Origin of the sequence: Hyalangium minutum (genome assembly GCF_000737315.1) — a bacterium.
Classification (GTDB): domain Bacteria; phylum Myxococcota; class Myxococcia; order Myxococcales; family Myxococcaceae; genus Hyalangium; species Hyalangium minutum.
On record NZ_JMCB01000005.1, the window covers coordinates 164,411 to 181,060 of the forward strand.

Here is a 16,650-nt window from a genome sequence, read left to right on the forward strand (position 1 = left end):
CACTTCAGTTTTCGACGGATGCGCCGGCCAGAGTGATCCAGGCAGGACTGAGCCCCGCCTCTGTGGGAAGCTGCCTGCACGATGGTGGTCTCCCCCAAGCTTCGCGCGCGGCTCCGGGATGTGGTGCAGCAACTGCTGGTGGCGGTGCAACAGCTCCGGCTGCCAGGGCCCTCGGTGCTCCCCGTGGCCGGCGCGGTCGTCGGTGTCTACAGCGGCCTCGCCGCCGGCCTCTTCGCCAACCTCATCGGTCTCGTGCGCGGGGGGAGCTACGGCGTCCCGCTGCTCGTGGATGCGTTCCGCACGGGCTCGGAGACCCAAGCCCGCCTCGCCGAGTCCCTCACCAACGCTCGCTGGCACTTCGAGTTCATCATCGTCGGCATCCCGCTGTCCCTCGGGGCCCTTGGCCTCGCGCGCCTCATCAAGCCCGGTGAAGGACGTGAGGAGGTGAAGCGTCGCCTCGAAGTCCTCGCCCTGCTCGTCATGGGCGCCCTGTCGCTCTATTACCCCCTCGTGGCCCTGTCCGCCGTGAACGAGGTGCTCGGCCACATTCACCGGGACGTGGAGCACATCTCTCCCTTCCTCGTGGTGCTCGTGCCCATGCTCGGCGGCATGGTGGTGGGCCGCCTGCTCCAGGCCCGGCCCGAGACCCACGGCCACGGCGTCCCCGAAGTCGTCAAAGCCGTGGAGAGCGAAGGCCGGCTCCCCGCGCGCAATGGCCTGCTCAAGCTCATCGCCTCGGCCGTCACCATCGGCACGGGCGGCTCGGCGGGGCGCGAAGGCCCCATCGTCTACGGCGGCGCCGCGTTCGGCTCCGAAGTGGGCCGCACCCTCGGCTTCACCCGCCGCGAGCTCGCCATCCTCATGGCCAGTGGCGCGGGCGCGGGCATCGCCGCCTCCTTCAATGCCCCCGTGGCCGGCGCCATCTTCGCCATGGAGATCCTCCTGCGCGAGTTCCAGCTCCGCGTCTTCTCTCCCATCATCCTCGCCAGCGTCACCGCCACCATGGTGAGCCGCGGCATCATGGGCAGTGCGCCCATGCTCGAGCGCGTCGCGTACATGATGGTCAGTGGCTGGGAGGTCGTCTTCTACGCCCTGCTCGGGCTGGTGTGCGGAGGCCTCGCCTACGCCTTCATCCAGTGCCTGCACGGCGTGGAGGAGTTCTTCCAGGGCAAGCGCCCCGGCAAGGTGTCCGCCTGGCTCGGCCTGCAGCCCCTCCCGGTGCGAGCGGGAATCGGCGGCGCGCTGGTGGGGCTCATCGCGCTGGCCCACCCCGTGGTGTGGGGCACCGGCCACGAGTACGCCAACGACGCGCTCGTGCGTGGGCTGTCGCTGTCGCTGCTGGCCTCCGGGTGCGTGCTCAAGCTGGTGGGCACCTCGCTGACGCTGGGCTCGGGAGGCTCCGGCGGCACGTTCTTCCCCGTCACGGTCATTGGCGCCATGGCAGGGGGCGCCTTCGGAGAAATCCTCCACGCGGTGCTGCCGAACGCCACCGCTCCCAGTGGCGCCTACGCCATGGTGGGCATGGGCGGCGCCGTGGCGGCCATGACGCGCGGGCCGCTCACCGGGATGATGATGGTGTACGAGCTGAGCGGTAACTACGCCATCATCCTGCCGCTCATGGTGACGTGCACGCTGGCCTCGGCGCTCTGCCACGTCCTCGTGGAGCGCAAGGCCGCGCGCGCCGGAGAGGAGCGGCTCGCCCTGCGGCGCACGCCGGTGCGAGAGCTCGCCATCTGGGAAGAGGCCGTGTCGTCGGAGCTCTCCGTGGAGGACCTGCGCGAGCGGTTGATCTCGTCGAAGGCCGCGGCGCTTCCGGTTCGAGGCACGGACGGACGATTGCGAGGCGTCGTCGTCGCCGGTGCCCTGGGCGAGCGCTGGCGGCAGGCCGGAGAGGCCGCCACGGTGGAGTCCCTGCTGGACGGTGCCCCCGTGCTCCCTCAGGAGGCCCCCGTGTCCGAGGCCCTGGCCACCATGGATGCGCAGGGCGTGGAGGTGCTCGCGGTGGACGGCGGAGAGCAGGTGGGGGTCGTCACGCGCCTCGGGCTGGAGCGCTTCCTCCAGGCAGGCCACGGCAAAGCGCCCCCGCACGAGCTGCCGTTCGGCGTCACCGAGATGCGCTGAGCGGAGTCAGGCACCTGGCGTCATCGGCACGAACTCGCCGGCGGGGCTCACATCGAGCACCACCAGCAGCGCGAGGACACCGCAGGGCACGGCCATGGCGGCCGGGCCGAAGCGGAAGAACAGCAGCGGCCCCGCGGTGCACCCGAAGAGAAAGGCCGTTGCGAGCCCCAGGTGCAGCCGGGTGCGAGCGAACTGCTCGGCGGTGGGCAGCCGGCGGAGCATCCACACCAGCCCTCCGAGCCCATGGCCGCGCGCCCCATCCCGCACCCACGTCATCATCTTCACCAACTGGATGCCGATGTCGGTGATGACGCCCGTCATGTGCGTGGTGCGCACCACCGCGCCGGACACGCGGGTGACGAGCGCGTTCTGAAGGCCCATGGCGTAGGCCATGCCCCAGAACACGGTGGGCTCTCGGGAGTCCGGGTGCCTCGAGGACCAGAAGCCCACGGAGGCCAGCGTGAGCGCCTCCACCAGGAGCGCCGTAGCATGCCGCCCTCGCCGCCGGTGACGCGCCAAGTCAATGAGCACCGTGGCGCTCATGGCCCCCAGCAGGAAGGCCAGCACGAGCTGGCCCGCGCCGATCGCCGTGCTCCACCGCCCGGTAGCGAGGTACTCGCCCACATTGGCCAGGTTGCCCGTCATGTGGGACGTGTGCGTGCCCACGGCGAAGAAGCTGATCGCATTCACCGAGCCCGCCACCCCCGCAAGTAGCAGAGCCAGCAGGGAGTAGGCGCGACGGCTCGCGGGCGAAGTTTCAGCGGAGAAGGGCATGGGAGGCAGTGTCTGGAAGCAGGCAGATGCTAACACCGCGATCTTCGGGGGTTCAGGGAGGTGTCCTCTCGGGTACCTGGCGGGTGGGCAGATAGGCGAGGTGTGGCTTCGCCGCCTTCTGGCAGGGAACCAGGGGCTTGGGGCTCCTTGTTGCTGGTCAAAATACTGAGCCTGGAGTGGAGTAGGCAGGCAGGAGGCAGGTGGATGCGGAGGTTGGCGCAAGCATGGGTGTGGCTGGTGGTGGCGGCCGCCATGGGGCTTGCGCTGTATGGGCGTGCGTCTTCGCGTGCCGTGCCCCAGGTGGCGGTGAATGAGTCGCCCAGAGCCGAGTCCGCGAGCGACACACCAGGCGAGCTGACGTGGGGCTCGCCTGAAGAGCTGCGAACGCTGCCCGTGACCGAGGCCGCCAGCGAGGGGGACGGGCTGCTGGAGCTGCGTGTGATGGCGGGAGGCCGCCCGGTTCCTCGAGCCCAGGTGCGGCTGTACCGGCGCGAGGGCCTCAGCCGGGAGACAGGCAAGATGGACTGGCGGATCGCGGCCTCGGGCGCCACGGGGAATGACGGGAAGCTGTTGATGCCGGCGCGCGCGGGCTCCTATCTCCTGGTGGCGCGGGCGAACGGCTTCGCGCCGGCCCGGCTCAACCTGATGCACCCGCTGGGAGGACCCCGGACGCCGGCGATCCTCCGCATGGAGGAGGCCAGCACCTTCTGGGGCACAACGGTGCTGCAGGGCTCGGGGAGGGCGCTGCCGGGCGCGGAGCTGACGTTCACGCCGGACGTGCGCCCCTGGGAGCAGGGCATGCACGCGGCCGCACCGGCCGAGGAGCGGGTGACGGTGACGAGCGACGCCTCAGGCCGCTTCCGCGTGGAGGGACTCGCGCCCGGGCTCTACCTGGTGGAGGGCCTGGCACCAGGGAGCACCACGCCGGTGGAGTGGACCCTCTGGCTGCCCTCGTCGGAGCCGCGGGTGCTGGCGCTGACCACGCCGGGCACGGCGGTGCGCAAGAGAATCGTCAAGCGGGCTCCCTCGTCGGAGCTCCGCTGCGGCGACTGAAGCGGGTGGCTGCTTACCCCGGCGGCCACCCCATGGGCCGGCCCGCGATCAGGTGCAGGTGGATGTGGAACACCGTCTGGCCGGCGTCGTCGTTGCAGTTCATGACGAGCCGGTAGCCCTTCTCCGAGTGGCCGCGCGCCTTCGCCACCTGAGCCGCCGCCGTGTACAGGTGCCCCACCGCCTCACGGTCCTCCTGGGCGATGTCGTTCACCGTGGGGATGTGCTTGAGCGGAATGAAGACCACGTGCGTAGGCGCCTGGGGATTGATGTCCTCGAACGCCATGCACACGTCGTCCCGGTGGACGACCCGGGCGGGGATCAGACCATCGCGAATCTTGCAGAAGAGGCAGTTGGACATGGCCTCGGCTTAGCAATCCCGGGCCCGGCTGGGAACGGTCTCGCGGGCCGAAGCGTTGGCCTACGGCAGCCGCCAGCTGTAGCCCGGGTCCGGCACACAGCCTGGGTTCGGCAGGCGCATCAGCCGGTAGTCCTGGTCCTGGGCCACCACCTCGCCCCCCACGCTCCACTGCGGCAGGGTGATGACGTAGTTGAACAGGCCCGAGCCCCGGTCCGGGCCTATCTGCCAGTACAGCGGCACGAGGCGGTGGAAGTAGCTGTAGCCGCCCGTCCAAGCCATGTGCACGGGGCTCTCCATCTTGAGCCCGCAGACGTCCTCGCGCTGGCCCGCCACGATCAGCAGCCGGTTGATGGGCCCCGAGTCGTCATACGCGCTGACCTGCGGGCGCTCGTTCACGTACTGGCCAATCTCCCCAAAGGTGAGTCGCCGCGAGAGCCCTGCCGAGACTGCCGCCACCGCCACCACCCCCAATGCTCCACCCACGCGCAGGGGCATCCTCCGGAGCCGTGACAGAACGACCTCCAGCCCCACGGCTGCGAGCGCGGCGAGCAGGGGCAGCAGCGGCACGAGGAAGCGCAGCTCCTTGTGTGGCTGGGAGGCGTGCAGCAGGAAGAAAGCGAGGATGAGCGCCGCGAGCCCTCGGGCGCGCCACAGCGCGAGCAGGCCGAGCACCCCCACCAGCGCGGAGATGCCGGGCATCGAGTTGCGCAGCGTCCGGGTGTAGTAGCTGAAGGGCGCCACGCCCCAGTGCTTGCCGCCCTCGTTGATGAGGTTGAACTCCAGGTACACGCGGGCCGAGTGGAACCAACTGCCCCACGTGAGCTTGTCCAGCAGCCCGAAGAGCCCCGCCCACACAGCGAGCACCCCGAGCGCGAGCCCCGCCGCCCGCCACTGCCTCCGAGCCGCGAGCAGGGCCACGAGCCCCGCGCAGAACACGGCGCTCTGCAGCCGCAGCAGCACGGCCAGCCCCAGCAGTGAGGCTCCCACCACCAGCGCCCGCCGCGATGCTCCCGGCGCCAGCGCCAACGCCAGCCCCAGCACCACCGGCAGGGCCGCGGCATTCTCGCTCATGGCCCGAGGCGCGAAGTACACGGGCACCGAGGCCCATGCCATCAACGAGGCCCCCGCGGTGGCGGCGAGCGGCCCGACCCCCTGAGAGCGGGCGAGCCGGTAGCTCCCCCAGGCGGTGGCGGTGCCCATCAGCGCGAAGGCCCCCTTCACCACGCCCAGGTAGCCGCTGGGCGAGTCCAGCCCCAGCCCCCTCGCCAGCCACATGAGCCCGGCCACCAGCCCAGGGAGCGCCCAGGTGCGCGCCCCCTCGATGAACTCCCAGGGCAGCATCCCGTAGCCGAAGACGAGCCGGTGAGCGGGCTCCAGGCTCTGGTAAATCTCATCCGGCCAGTACAGCCCGTCGTCCGTCAGGGCCAGCCACACCCGGAGTGTCGCACCCACAGCGAGCACCAAACCCAGGAGAACTCCCGCCAGACGGCGCTCGGAGGCAGGGGGCTCAGGGGTGGGCAGGGTGGGAGACACGTCGACCAATCATCGCAAACCGGCCGCCGAGTGATATCCACTTCCTGACGATGAGCACAACTCGCTCCATTCGCATCTCTGCCCTCCTCGAGGACCGGGACTACGACCTCCAGCTCACCCTGGTCGCTGGTGAGAAGGGGCTGACCCGGACCCTCAACTCCCCGCGCATCCAGAAGCCCGGGCTGGCGCTGACCGGCTTCACCGAGCACTTGCACCCGCACCGGGTCCAGGTGTTCGGCAACACGGAGATCTCCTACCTGCGCACGCTCTCCGAGGAGAAGCAGCGCGAGGTGCTCACCCGCCTCTTCAAGGAGGACCTGGCCTGCGTGGTGGTCACCAAGAGCCTGGAACTGCCACCGGTGCTCATCGAGACCTGCGAGGAGTCCAGCCTGGCGCTGATGAAGACGCCGCTGCTCTCCAGCACCTTCATCCAGCAGGTGCAGGCCTTCCTGGAGGAGGCGCTCACGGAGACCAGCAGCATCCACGGGGTGCTGATGGACGTGTTCGGCGTGGGCATCCTGCTGCTGGGCAAGAGCGGCATCGGTAAGAGCGAGATCGCCCTGGACCTGGTGATGCGCGGGCAGCGGCTGGTGGCCGACGACATCGTCGACGTGGCGCGCCGCAAGCCGGGCGCCGTCTACGGGGCGGGCAACCCGGTCATCAAGCACCACATGGAAATCCGGGGCTTGGGCATCATCAACATCAAGGACTTGTTCGGCGTGTCGGCCGTGCGCGAGCAGAAGAAGATCGAGCTCGTGATGGAGCTGCAGGAGTGGGACCCCGACCAGGAATACGACCGGCTGGGGGTGGAAGATCGCTTCCTGGACATCATCGGGGTGCAAGTCCCCCTGTCGGTGGTGCCGGTTCGTCCAGGCCGTAACATGGCGACCATTGTCGAAGTGGCCGCGCGCAACCACTTGCTCAAACTTCAGGGCCACCATTCGGCGCGCGAGTTCGCGGAGAAGCTCAACCGTGCTATTGCCGAGGGAGCGATGCGTCGTACGTTGGGAGAAGAGGTCGAGTGAGCGCGCCCGCCAAGCACATCGTCATCATCACCGGCATGTCCGGCTCCGGTAAGTCCACGGCCATCCGTGCGCTGGAGGATGCTGGCTTCTTTTGCATCGACAACCTGCCCGTGTTGTTGCTGCCCAAACTGACGGAGCTGGCCGGCAGTGGGCAGATCGAGCGCATGGCGCTCGTCGTGGACGTGCGCGAGGGCATCTTCCTCAAGGAGGCCCCCCGCGTGCTGGACGAGGTCCGCCGCGCCGGGCACCAGGTGGAAGTCTTGTTCCTGGACTCCAGCGACGACAGCCTCATCCGCCGCTTCAGCGAGACGCGCCGCCGCCACCCACTGGCCCCCACGGGCACGGTGGCCGACGGCATCAAGGCCGAGCGCGAGGAGCTGCGCGACTTGCGCGAGCTGGCCGACCAGGTCATCGACTCGTCCGCGCTGAACGTGCACGACTTGAAGCGGATGGTGCAGGCGCGCTTCAGCCCGGAGCCGGCGGCGGGGCCCTCGCTGTCGGTGATGTCGTTCGGCTACCGGCACGGGGTGCCGCCGCAAGCGGACCTGGTGCTGGACGTGCGCTTCCTGCCCAACCCGTACTTCGTGCCCGAGCTGAAGGGGCTCACGGGGAAGAACCCCAAGGTGTCCGCGTACGTGCTGGACCGCGAGGAGACGCAGCAGTTCCTCTCCAAGGTGGTGGACCTGTGCCGCTTCCTGTTCCCTCGCTACCAGAAGGAGGGCAAGGCGTACCTCACGGTGGCGCTGGGCTGCACCGGCGGCAAGCACCGCTCGGTGGCCATCGCGGCCGAGCTGACGCGGCAGCTCCAGCCGGAGATTCCACGCATCCAGCTCTGGGACCGCGACATCGAGAAGGAGTAGCGCTCAGCGCCGCCCCACCTCCCACCAGCCGAAGTACATGGTCCGCTGCTCCATGAGGTGCACCCAGCCGGGCGCGTGGGTGTAGCGGTAGGGCAGCAGCCCCGCGGTGGTGAGCGCCGAGGCCGTCTCCTCGAACGAGGGGAACGTTACCCACACCGCCGGCCCCGCCGTCTTCACCTGGCGCCGGTGGATCTCGTGCCCGTCCAGCCCCTGGCGGCGCTCCAGCACGGTGAAGAGCATCCGTCCCTCGGGCTTCAGCGCGCTCCCGAAGTGGTGCAGCACCTGCCGCAGGTCATCGCAGAAGTCCAGGCAGCCCACCGCCAGCACCACGTCGAAGTGCCCCAGCTCCGAGGGGATGGGCTGGTGGTAGCTGTGCTCCTGCCACGTGCCCGAGGGGCGCCCCTTGCGCGCCAACTCGATCATCTCCGGCGCCAGGTCCAGCCCCACCACCTCCACGGACGCGTCCAACCCCCGGGTCAGCAGGCCCGTGCCGCAGCCCACGTCCAACACCCGGCAGCCCGGCTTCACCGCCTCCGCCAGGAAGCGCTCCACCCGGTCCTCGTAGCGGTGCAGCGACGGGAAGAGCACCTCGTACGCGAGAGCAATCTCTCCATATACCTGCCGGACGTGGTTCTCGTTGCTCTCAGAGGCCATGGCGGCCCGCACCTTAGTGCGGATGAATTCCCTGGGAAGAGGGGGAGAACTCGCACTTCCTGATTCCCTTGATTGCCTCCGTCCACACTACGCACTAAGTTGGCCCCGCCGGGGTCTGTTCCTCTGGATTCGTGGGGATAGCGGGTCTCGGCATGGGGTAGGAGGCACTCCTACAGGACCGAAAGGTGCCTACCTGGTGCATTGGCTGAGCGGTATGAAGGACGTTGGGACCATGGAGGGATGATGAGGGCCAGTATCGGCCGGAGGCTGTATGTGTCCTTCGGTCTGCTCGTCGTGGCGTTTGCCGTGCTGGGAGGGGCGAACATCGTCTCGTCCTACGGCTTTGCCCGCAGTGTGGAGAGCTCGCTGGAGCGTTCGCTCACCCTCGCGCCGGAGCTGTTCGAGCTGCGGATGATCCACCAGCGGACCACGGTCCTGTTCTTGTCGGGGGCCCAGAAGGACTCGGCTCCGCCCTCGGAGGAGCTGTCCTCGCAGGAGGAGCGCTTCGCCCACAGCCTCGGGGCGCTGCGGGAGAAGGGGTACCCCGGGGCCCGGCTCAATGACGTGCAAGGGCGCTTCACCGGGCTCCTGCTCTTGGGCCGCAAGCTGCTGGCCGTCTCGGGAGAGGCAGACCCTCAGGGCGCCTTTCTCCTCTTCCAGCAGCAGACCCATGAGCTGGAGCAGCAGTTGGACGCGATGGCGAAGGACGAGGTGAGCACGGTGCGCACCTCCTTGAAGGTGCTCCGGCGGAACTTCGAGAAGGGCGCGTGGACATTCGCCGGAGGGGTTGTGGGCTGCATCCTCGTGGCGCTGCTGCTGGCCTTCGGGCTGCGGCGCTCGCTGGTGCACCCGCTGCGGGCGCTCACGGGGGTGGCGCGGGAGATCAGCGAGAACGGGGACCTGACGCTCCACGTGCCTGTGCGCTCGGGGGATGAGGTGGGGCAGCTGGCGCACGCCTTCCGGGAGATGGTGGAGCGCCTGCGCACCATTCACAACGAGCTGCGCGCCTCGGGGGGCACGCTGGCCACCTCGGCGGCGAACGTGCGCCGCTCGGCCGTGCAGCAGCAGGAGACGGTGAGCAGCCAGGCGGCGGCGCTGCACCAGACGCGCGTCACCGCCGAGGCGCTGCGGGAGACCTCATCGGTGGCGGCCCAGCGCGCGCACTCCGTGCTGGACCTGGCCGTGCGGGCGGACACGCTGGGGCGCGCGGGGGAGACGTCCATTGCCCAGAGCGTCTCCGGGCTGGCGAACCTGGGGGCGCAGGTGCAGGAGATTGCCCAGCGCATCCGCAACCTGGGGGAGAGCACCCAGCAGATCGGCGCCATCACCAAGACGGTGAAGGCGCTGGCGGACCGCTCCAACATGTTGGCGCTCAATGCCGCCATCGAGGCGGTGCGCAGCGGCGAGCACGGCAAGGGCTTCGCCGTGGTGGCGCAGGAGATCCGCTCGCTGGCGGATCAATCCATCGAGGCCACGGTCCGGGTGCGCGAGATTCTGGACGCGGTGGGCCGCGCGGTGGCGGAGACGGTCAGCATCACCCAGCGCAACGCCGAGCAGATGCAGGGAGGGCTGGAGCAGGTGAGCGCCACGGGCGAGAGCCTGCGGGAGCTGTCCGGCCTCATTCGCGCGAACGCCAGCGCGGTGAAGGAGATCGTCGCCGCGGTCAGCCAGCAGGACCTGGGCATCGCGCAGATCTTCCTGGCGGTGAGCGAGCTCTCCAAGATGATGGCGGACACGGAGAAGGAGCTGGACGCCACGAAGACGGCGGCGGTGATGCTCGATGACGTGTCCCAGAAGCTCACGGACGTGGTGACGCGCTACCGGGCTTGAAGCAGCGCTTGACGGCCCAGGCACCCGGGGTGAGCATGGGCCGGTCGGGGCCGGCGGTTGCTCACCGCGCACAGAGCATTCTTCCAGACCATGTTCGTCGACCGCTGTCGTTGCGGGACCCTCTCTGGGACGGGCGCGGCCCGGCTTTTCCTTGTGGCCGGAGTGTTGCTCGCGGTGAGCGCGGGCGCCTACGAGGGGACGGGGGTCTCCCGGGAGAACCCGGATGCGGGGGTTCCGCAGCCTGCGCCCCAGCTTACGAAGGCGCCGGAGCTCCTCGAGTTCGTGGAGGCCACCTATCCGCCCGAGGCGCTCGCTCGAGGCGAGGGCGCGGAGGTGGCCTTCTTCATCGACATCGATGAGAACGGCCAGGTGACGCAGGCCGAGGTGACGCGCTCGGCGGGGCCGGAGTTCGACGCGGCGGCGCGCGAGGCGGTGCTGCGGCTGCGGTTCTCTCCGGCCGAGGTGGATGGGAAGCCCGCGCCGGTCCGCATCGAGTATGTCTACCACTTCGTGCCCAAGCCGCCGCCGCCGCCCGAGCCCACCGCGCCCGTGGAGCAGCCGGTGAACTTCAAGGGCCGGATTGTCGAGCGAGGAACGCGGGATCCAATTCCGAACGCCACGGTGTACCTGCCCGAGCAGGGCCTCACGGCGGAGACGGACGTGGAGGGGCGCTTCGAGCTGCGCGGGGTGACGCCTGGGAAGCTGAAGGTGGAGATCTCCGAGCCGAAGCACCGGAAGTTCCTCACCACCGAGGAGGTGAGGGAGGGCGAGGTGACGGAGCTGACCGCGTACCTCTGGAAGAAGCTGGAGAGCGGCTTCGAGACGGTGGTGACGGGGGCCCGGGAGAAGAAGGAGGTCGCCCGGCGCACGCTCCAGAAGCAGGAGCTCCAGAGCGTCCCTGGCACCTTCGGGGATCCGCTCCGCGTGCTGCAGAACATGCCCGGCATGGCGCGGGCGCCCTACATCTCGGGCGCGCTGCTCGTGCGAGGCGCCCAGCCGCAGGACACGCAGGTGATGATCGACGGGGTGCCCATTCCGCTGCTCTACCACTTCGCGGGGGGGCCTTCGGTGATCAACGCCTCGTTCATCGACCGGATCGACTTCTTCCCGGGAGCGTACGGGGCGAAGTACGGCCGGGCGCTCGCGGGCATCGTGGACGTGGGGACGCGGCCTCCGGAGCCCAAGCGCCTGCATGGCCTCGTCGACATCGACCTGCTGGACTCGGGCTTCTACCTGGAGGCGCCGCTGAGCTCGGAGAAGAACTACGGGTCGGTCGCGGTGGCGGCCCGGCGCAGCTACATCGACGTGCTGCTGCCGCCCATCCTGGAGGCCTTCCGCGAGCCCGGCCAGGCCTCGACCGTGGCCTCGCCGTACTACTGGGACTACCAGGCACGCTACGACTTGAAGCTCGGGAAGGATCGGTTCGAGGTGGTCGCGTTCGGCTCGAGTGACCGGCTGGAGGTCTCCCAGAGCGGCTCGGAGGAGACCCAGCCCTTCTCGTTGGACACGTCCCAGGCCTTCCACCGGTTCCGGCTGGGCTGGAGCCGCCCGACCGAGTCCGGGTGGAAGCTGTCCCTGTCGCCCACCGTGGGCGTCACCCCGTTCAACTTCCGGATTGGGGATCAGTTCAAGGGGAGCATCACCTCGCGGGACGTGAACCTGAGAGGGGCCGCCGAGAAGGAGCTCGCCAAGGGGCTCTCCTTCGAGACGGGAGTGGACCTCAACGCCTCCTTCTATGACGTGCGCTTCGAGTTCCCTCAGGTGGCCAAGCCGGGCGAGGAGCCTCCTCCGCCCGTGGTCATCCAGGAGGACGTGAACGTGTCCACGTACGCGGCCTACGCCGAGGCGGTCTGGTCGCCCGTGGAGGCACTGAAGATCGTCCCGGGGCTCCGCTTCGAGGCCTACCACCTGCCCGGCGGGTGGCGCCCCTCGCTCGAGCCCCGGATTGCCACGCGCTACGCGGTGAACGACCGGCTCACGGCGAAGGCGGCGTTCGGCATCTTCCGGCAGGCGCCCCAGCCCAGCGAGATGGCGCCTCGGTTCGGCAACCCGGACCTGGGGCTGCTGCGGAGCCGGCAGACGGCGGGCGGCATCGAGTGGAAGTTCACTCAGGCGCTGCTGCTGGACCTGCAGGGCTTCTACAACTGGCGGGATCGGCTCGTGGTGTTCACTCAGGACTTCGTGGAGCGGGACGGCAAGCAGGAGCCCGAGCTCTATGACCACGATGGGAAGGGGCGGGCCTACGGCGTCGAGGTGCTGCTCAAGCACGAGCTCACCGAGCGCTTCTATGGATGGGTGGCCTACACGCTGTCCCGGTCCGTGCAGCTCGACGAGGACACGGGCACGTACGTGCCAGTCGAGTTCGATCAGTCGCACATCCTCACGCTGGTGGGCTCTTACAAGCTGGACAGCGGCTGGGAGGTGGGGATGCGGTTCCGCCTCACGACGGGGCGGCCGGAGACGCCCATCACGGGCGGCACCTTCAACGCGGACACGGGCCGGTACTTCCCCGACGAGGGCAGGCCCGGCTCGGCGCGAGGCGCCACCTTCCACCAGCTGGATCTCCGCGCCGAGAAGCAATGGACGTTCGAGCGCTGGCGGCTGTCGGCGTACCTGGACGTGCAGAACATCTACAACGCCTCGAACCCGGAGGGGACGCTCTGGGACTACCGGTACCGCGAGAGCGCGCCGCTCCGAGGCCTTCCGCTGCTTCCCACCTTTGGCGTCAAGGGAGAGTTCTGATGCCTGCCCACCGGATGATGACCCTGTCCGTGCTCGTGTCGCTGACGGCCTGCTCCTATGACTTCGAGCGGTCGAGCGAGATCCGTGACCGCCGGATCCTCGCCGTGCAGATTGAGCCCCCCGAGGTGGCGGGTGGCGCTCCATTGCCGGAGGCCGTGCTGGCCCAGGCGCTGGTGGTGGATCCCGCGAATCCGCTGGCCGCTGTAGAGGTGAGCTGGCGCTCCTGCCTACGCCTGCCGAGGGCCGCTGCCGACGTGGGCGAGGCGGAGAACACCCGCTGCCCCGAGGACGAGAACACGGTCCTCCTCGGGAGCAGCTCGGCCGCCCTGGAGGCTGTCTCCCTGGGCGCTCCATTGCCTCCAGAGCTGGTGGGCCTGCTGGCCGCCGCGAGCGACGTGCCAGCGCCGCAGCTCCAGGTCCAGGTCGAGGTGAGCTCGGAGCCACAGCCGCTGGTGGCCGTGAAGCAGCTCACGGTGACCTCACGCCTGCCGGAGGGGCAGGAGCCCAACCGCAACCCCGTGCTTCAGAGGGTGACGCTGGATGGCACGGACTGGCTCCCGGACACGCCGAGGACGCTCAAGTACGGCGACTGCCCGGACGAGGAGAAGAAGGAGGCCGAGGCCGACGATGGGAGCAGGGTGCTTGTCTGCGAGCACGACGTGGAGCCGTTCTTCGACGAGGAGACGCAGTCCCAGTTCTACGAGGAGCGTGGGTTCAGCGGGGAGCCGGAGCTGCAGCGAGAGATCCTCCGGTTCGCGTGGTTCACGGACGCGGGCTCCTTCCGGCGGAACAACACCCGGCAGTTCGACCCGAGAGACCCTTCCCCTGACAACGTAGGTCCGCAGAATAATTGGCGGGAACCTGCCACCAAGACCGAGCGAGCCACCCTCTGGCTGATCGTCCGCGACGGCCGGGGTGGCACCTCCTGGCTGCGCCGCGAGGTGATCTTCGAGTAGCCGGTCTCCCCACCTTGAAATCGTGTTTTGTGGACACTAAGTTAGTGTCAAAGAGACACGAAAGGAGGGTGGGAGCCATGCCCATCCGGTACATCAAGGCGGCGCCGACGACGTACGTCATCCAGTTCCAAGACGGGAAGGTGAGGCGGGAGGGGCCGGGGTTGTCGTTCCTGTACTGGGCGCCGACGACGACGCTGGTGGCGGTGCCGCTGGCCAGCGCGGACGTGCCCTTCGTGTTCAACGAGGTGACGAAGGACTTCCAGGCGGTGACGCTGCAGGGGCAGCTCACGTACCGTGTGGCGGATCCGAAGCGGCTGGCCTCGCTGCTGGACTACTCCATCACTCCGGGGGGCAAGTACCTCTCGAACGACCCGGAGAAGCTGGAGGAGCGGTTGGTGCAGGTGGCGCAGGTGCGTGCGCGCACGGTGGTTCAGGGCATGGACCTGCGCGAGGTGCTGGTGCGCTCGGAGGTGGTGGAGGCGCAGGTGCTGGCGGCGCTGGGGGCCACGGAGGCCATCCGCATGCTGGGCGTGGAGGTGATGGGCTTCTCGCTGCTGTCGGTGCGGCCCACGCCGGAGATGTCCCGGGCGCTCGAGGCCGAGGCCCGCGAGGGCCTGCAGCGCCGTGCGGACGAGGCCATCTACTCGCGCCGCAACGCCGCGGTGGAGCAGGAGCGCCGCATCAAGGAGAGCGAGCTGTCCACGGAGCTGGCGGTGGAGGAGAAGCGTCGGCAGATCCGCGAGGCGCAGATGGCGGCGGACATCGCGGTGGAGGAGCAGCGCGCCGCGCTCATGGCGCGCTGGACGGAGAACGAGCGCCATGCCGCTGACGCGCGCGCCTACGCTCTGGAGAAGGTGTTGGCGCCCGTGCGCGGGGTGGACTGGAAGACGCTCATGGCGGCCAACGGAGGAGGGAACGACCCGAAGCTGAACATCGCCCTGGCGTTCCGGGAGATGGCGGAGAACGCGGGGAAGATCGGCGAGCTGAACATGTCGCCGGAGCTGCTGAGCGGGCTGCTGGGGCCCACGCAGAAGGAGCCCGCCTCCGAGCCGCAGCAGCGCACGCGGGGCAACCGGTGAGGGCGCCATGTTCGAGAAGATCATCCTCGTCACGAGGAAGACGCGGCTGGAGGAGCTCGTCGAGCGGCTGAACACCCGCGCCCAGGCGCGCTTCTACCTGGAGCACGCCGGGCAGGACTTCGAGGACTACGCGCGCGAGGACGACGCCTACCGCCGGGCCTTGGACGGGCTGCACGGCGCGCTGTCGCTGGGGCTGCCGGTGCAGCAGGTGGATCGCTCACTGGTGCCCACCTTCCTCTTCAGCGGCAAGGAGGTGGTGGTGGCGGTGGGGCAGGACGGGCTGGTGGCCAACGTGGCCAAGTACGTGGGCGGCCAGCCGCTGGTGGGCGTGAACCCGGACCTCTCGCGCTTCGATGGAGTGCTGCTGCCCTTCGGTGTGACGGGTGCGCGCGCGGCGGTGCGCAAGACGCTGGAGGGCAAGGCGAGCGTTCGCGAGGTCACCCTGGCGGAGGTACGCCTCCAGGATGGGCAGCGGCTGCTGGCCTTCAATGACCTGTTCCTCGGGGCGCGCACGCACGTCTCCGCCCGCTACACGCTGCGCTATGGGGACACGGCCGAGCCCCAGTCCTCCAGCGGAGTGGTCGTCTCCACCGGTGCGGGCTCCAGCGGGTGGCTCTCGTCCATCTTCAACCTGGCCCGGGGGATCACGGAGAGCACGGGCGGCGTGCCCGGGAGCGCGTGGCGCATGGGCTGGGAAGACCCTCGGCTGGCCTTCGTGGTGCGCGAGCCCTTCATCAGCCGCCACTCCTCGGCCCGCCTCATCAGCGGCTTCGTCACCGCCGAGCACGAGCTGGTGCTGGAGTCCCGCATGCCCTCGGGCGGCGTCATCTTCAGTGATGGTGTCGAGGAGGACTTCCTGGCCTTCAGCGCGGGGGCCACCGCTCACATCCGCCCGGCGGCCCAACGCGCCCGGCTCGTGGTTCCATGAGAGCCGTCAGGCTGCTTGCCCGACGGCCAGACGCCCGTCAACCCCCTGAAAATCGGCCTCGCCTGCACCTCCGGCCCTGTCGGGGCATCTCATGAATATGGGAGGCTGGGGATGCTTCCCCGTCCGGTGGGCAAAGGCGCCCTGCCTCTCCGGGCGAGGAATTGTGGGCGTGGAGCCTGGATCAGGCTTACCTTTAGGGAGAGTAGGGTAGGCTGGAGCATGTCACGGGACGCGGAACGTTTCACCGGAGTTGCACGTCGTAGAATTCAGGCGTAGGACGCAATTCCGGGGGGTGGTGAGGAGTGAATATGGTCGGCCTCGTCGTCGCATCTCACGGGCGTCTAGCGGAAGAGCTGGTAGCCACCGCCGAGCAGATCGTCGGCAAGCTGCCCGCAGTGGCTACGTGCAACATCGAGCCGGGGACGTCCGTCGAGGACCTCCGGATGAAGATGAAGCAGGCCGTGGCCAAGGTCGATGACGGGGAAGGCGTCATCGTCATGGCCGACCTCTTTGGAGGCACTCCTTGTAAGGAATCCCTGATGATGTGTCAGCGGGGCAATCTCGAAGTGCTCGCTGGCGTGAACCTCCCGATGATTCTCAAGGCCAACTCCCTGCGTGGCGAGCACTTGCCGCTGGCGGAGATGGCCTCCTTGCTGGCCTCGCACGGCCAGCGCAACATCACCTGCGCATCCGCCCTGCTTCGCGAAGCTCAGCAGTCATCTCGAACTTGACGCGGA

Annotated in this window: 14 protein-coding genes; 10 read left to right on the forward strand and 4 right to left on the reverse strand. The window is 69.1% G+C overall.

Annotation, left to right across the window (positions count from 1 at the left end):
• Positions 1-81 precede the first annotated feature (81 nt).
• Complete coding sequence (locus tag DB31_RS14250; protein WP_044187624.1) at positions 82-2,121, forward strand: chloride channel protein; 2,040 nt, start codon at positions 82-84, stop codon at positions 2,119-2,121.
• A 6-nt stretch (positions 2,122-2,127) separates the two neighbouring features.
• On the opposite strand, the gene DB31_RS14255 is transcribed toward DB31_RS14250, so the two are convergent.
• On the reverse strand, positions 2,128-2,895 hold the full coding sequence (locus tag DB31_RS14255) for a YoaK family protein (protein WP_044187626.1): 768 nt from the start codon (positions 2,893-2,895) through the stop codon (positions 2,128-2,130).
• A 204-nt stretch (positions 2,896-3,099) separates the two neighbouring features.
• Between DB31_RS14255 and DB31_RS14260 the strand changes: the two genes are divergently transcribed.
• A complete protein-coding gene (locus DB31_RS14260) occupies positions 3,100-3,948 on the forward strand; it encodes a carboxypeptidase-like regulatory domain-containing protein (RefSeq protein ID WP_157231981.1) in 849 nt (282 codons plus the stop codon).
• 13 nt (positions 3,949-3,961) lie between these two features.
• Here the strand turns inward: DB31_RS14260 and DB31_RS14265 are convergent, their stop codons facing one another.
• Together DB31_RS14265 and DB31_RS14270 are read right to left on the reverse strand one after the other, a co-directional pair.
• Positions 3,962-4,306 carry a histidine triad nucleotide-binding protein gene (locus tag DB31_RS14265; RefSeq protein ID WP_044187632.1) on the reverse strand — a complete coding sequence of 115 codons (345 nt, stop codon included), beginning with the start codon at positions 4,304-4,306 and terminating at the stop codon, positions 3,962-3,964.
• A 60-nt stretch (positions 4,307-4,366) separates the two neighbouring features.
• Positions 4,367-5,839 carry a glycosyltransferase family protein gene (locus tag DB31_RS14270; protein ID WP_044188096.1) on the reverse strand — a complete coding sequence of 491 codons (1,473 nt, stop codon included), beginning with the start codon at positions 5,837-5,839 and terminating at the stop codon, positions 4,367-4,369.
• A 50-nt stretch (positions 5,840-5,889) separates the two neighbouring features.
• Between DB31_RS14270 and hprK the strand changes: the two genes are divergently transcribed.
• Both hprK and rapZ read left to right on the forward strand, forming a co-directional pair.
• On the forward strand, positions 5,890-6,864 hold the full coding sequence (hprK, locus tag DB31_RS14275; RefSeq protein ID WP_044187635.1) for an HPr(Ser) kinase/phosphatase: 975 nt from the start codon (positions 5,890-5,892) through the stop codon (positions 6,862-6,864).
• Positions 6,861-7,724, forward strand: coding sequence for an RNase adapter RapZ (rapZ, locus tag DB31_RS14280; protein ID WP_044187637.1), 864 nt, complete (start codon positions 6,861-6,863; stop codon positions 7,722-7,724). Before hprK ends, rapZ begins: the two co-directional genes overlap by 4 nt.
• A 3-nt stretch (positions 7,725-7,727) precedes the next feature.
• Here rapZ and DB31_RS14285 read toward each other — a convergent pair whose 3' ends face one another.
• Positions 7,728-8,378 carry a class I SAM-dependent methyltransferase gene (locus DB31_RS14285; protein WP_044187640.1) on the reverse strand — a complete coding sequence of 217 codons (651 nt, stop codon included), beginning with the start codon at positions 8,376-8,378 and terminating at the stop codon, positions 7,728-7,730.
• Between the two features lie 240 nt (positions 8,379-8,618).
• Here DB31_RS14285 and DB31_RS14290 point away from each other — a divergent pair, with 240 nt between their 5' ends.
• The 6 genes from DB31_RS14290 (at position 8,619) to DB31_RS14315 (ending at position 16,644) form a co-directional block, all read left to right on the forward strand.
• Entirely contained in the window at positions 8,619-10,208 is a 1,590-nt protein-coding gene (locus DB31_RS14290; RefSeq protein ID WP_240486692.1) for a methyl-accepting chemotaxis protein, read from the forward strand.
• A 153-nt stretch (positions 10,209-10,361) separates the two neighbouring features.
• Positions 10,362-12,950: a TonB-dependent receptor domain-containing protein gene (locus tag DB31_RS14295; RefSeq protein WP_063769227.1), complete on the forward strand. Its 2,589-nt coding sequence runs from the start codon at positions 10,362-10,364 to the stop codon at positions 12,948-12,950.
• Positions 12,950-13,906, forward strand: a complete 957-nt coding sequence (locus DB31_RS14300) for a hypothetical protein (protein WP_044187646.1) — start codon at positions 12,950-12,952, stop codon at positions 13,904-13,906. Before DB31_RS14295 ends, DB31_RS14300 begins: the two co-directional genes overlap by 1 nt.
• Positions 13,907-13,983: 77 nt before the next feature.
• Positions 13,984-14,985 carry an SPFH domain-containing protein gene (locus DB31_RS14305; RefSeq protein WP_044187648.1) on the forward strand — a complete coding sequence of 334 codons (1,002 nt, stop codon included), beginning with the start codon at positions 13,984-13,986 and terminating at the stop codon, positions 14,983-14,985.
• Positions 14,986-14,992: 7 nt separating this feature from the next.
• Entirely contained in the window at positions 14,993-15,913 is a 921-nt protein-coding gene (locus tag DB31_RS14310; RefSeq protein WP_044187650.1) for a diacylglycerol kinase catalytic domain-containing protein, read from the forward strand.
• A gap of 308 nt (positions 15,914-16,221) precedes the next feature.
• Positions 16,222-16,644 carry a PTS sugar transporter subunit IIA gene (locus tag DB31_RS14315; RefSeq protein ID WP_044187652.1) on the forward strand — a complete coding sequence of 141 codons (423 nt, stop codon included), beginning with the start codon at positions 16,222-16,224 and terminating at the stop codon, positions 16,642-16,644.
• The last annotated feature ends 6 nt before the right edge of the window (positions 16,645-16,650 follow it).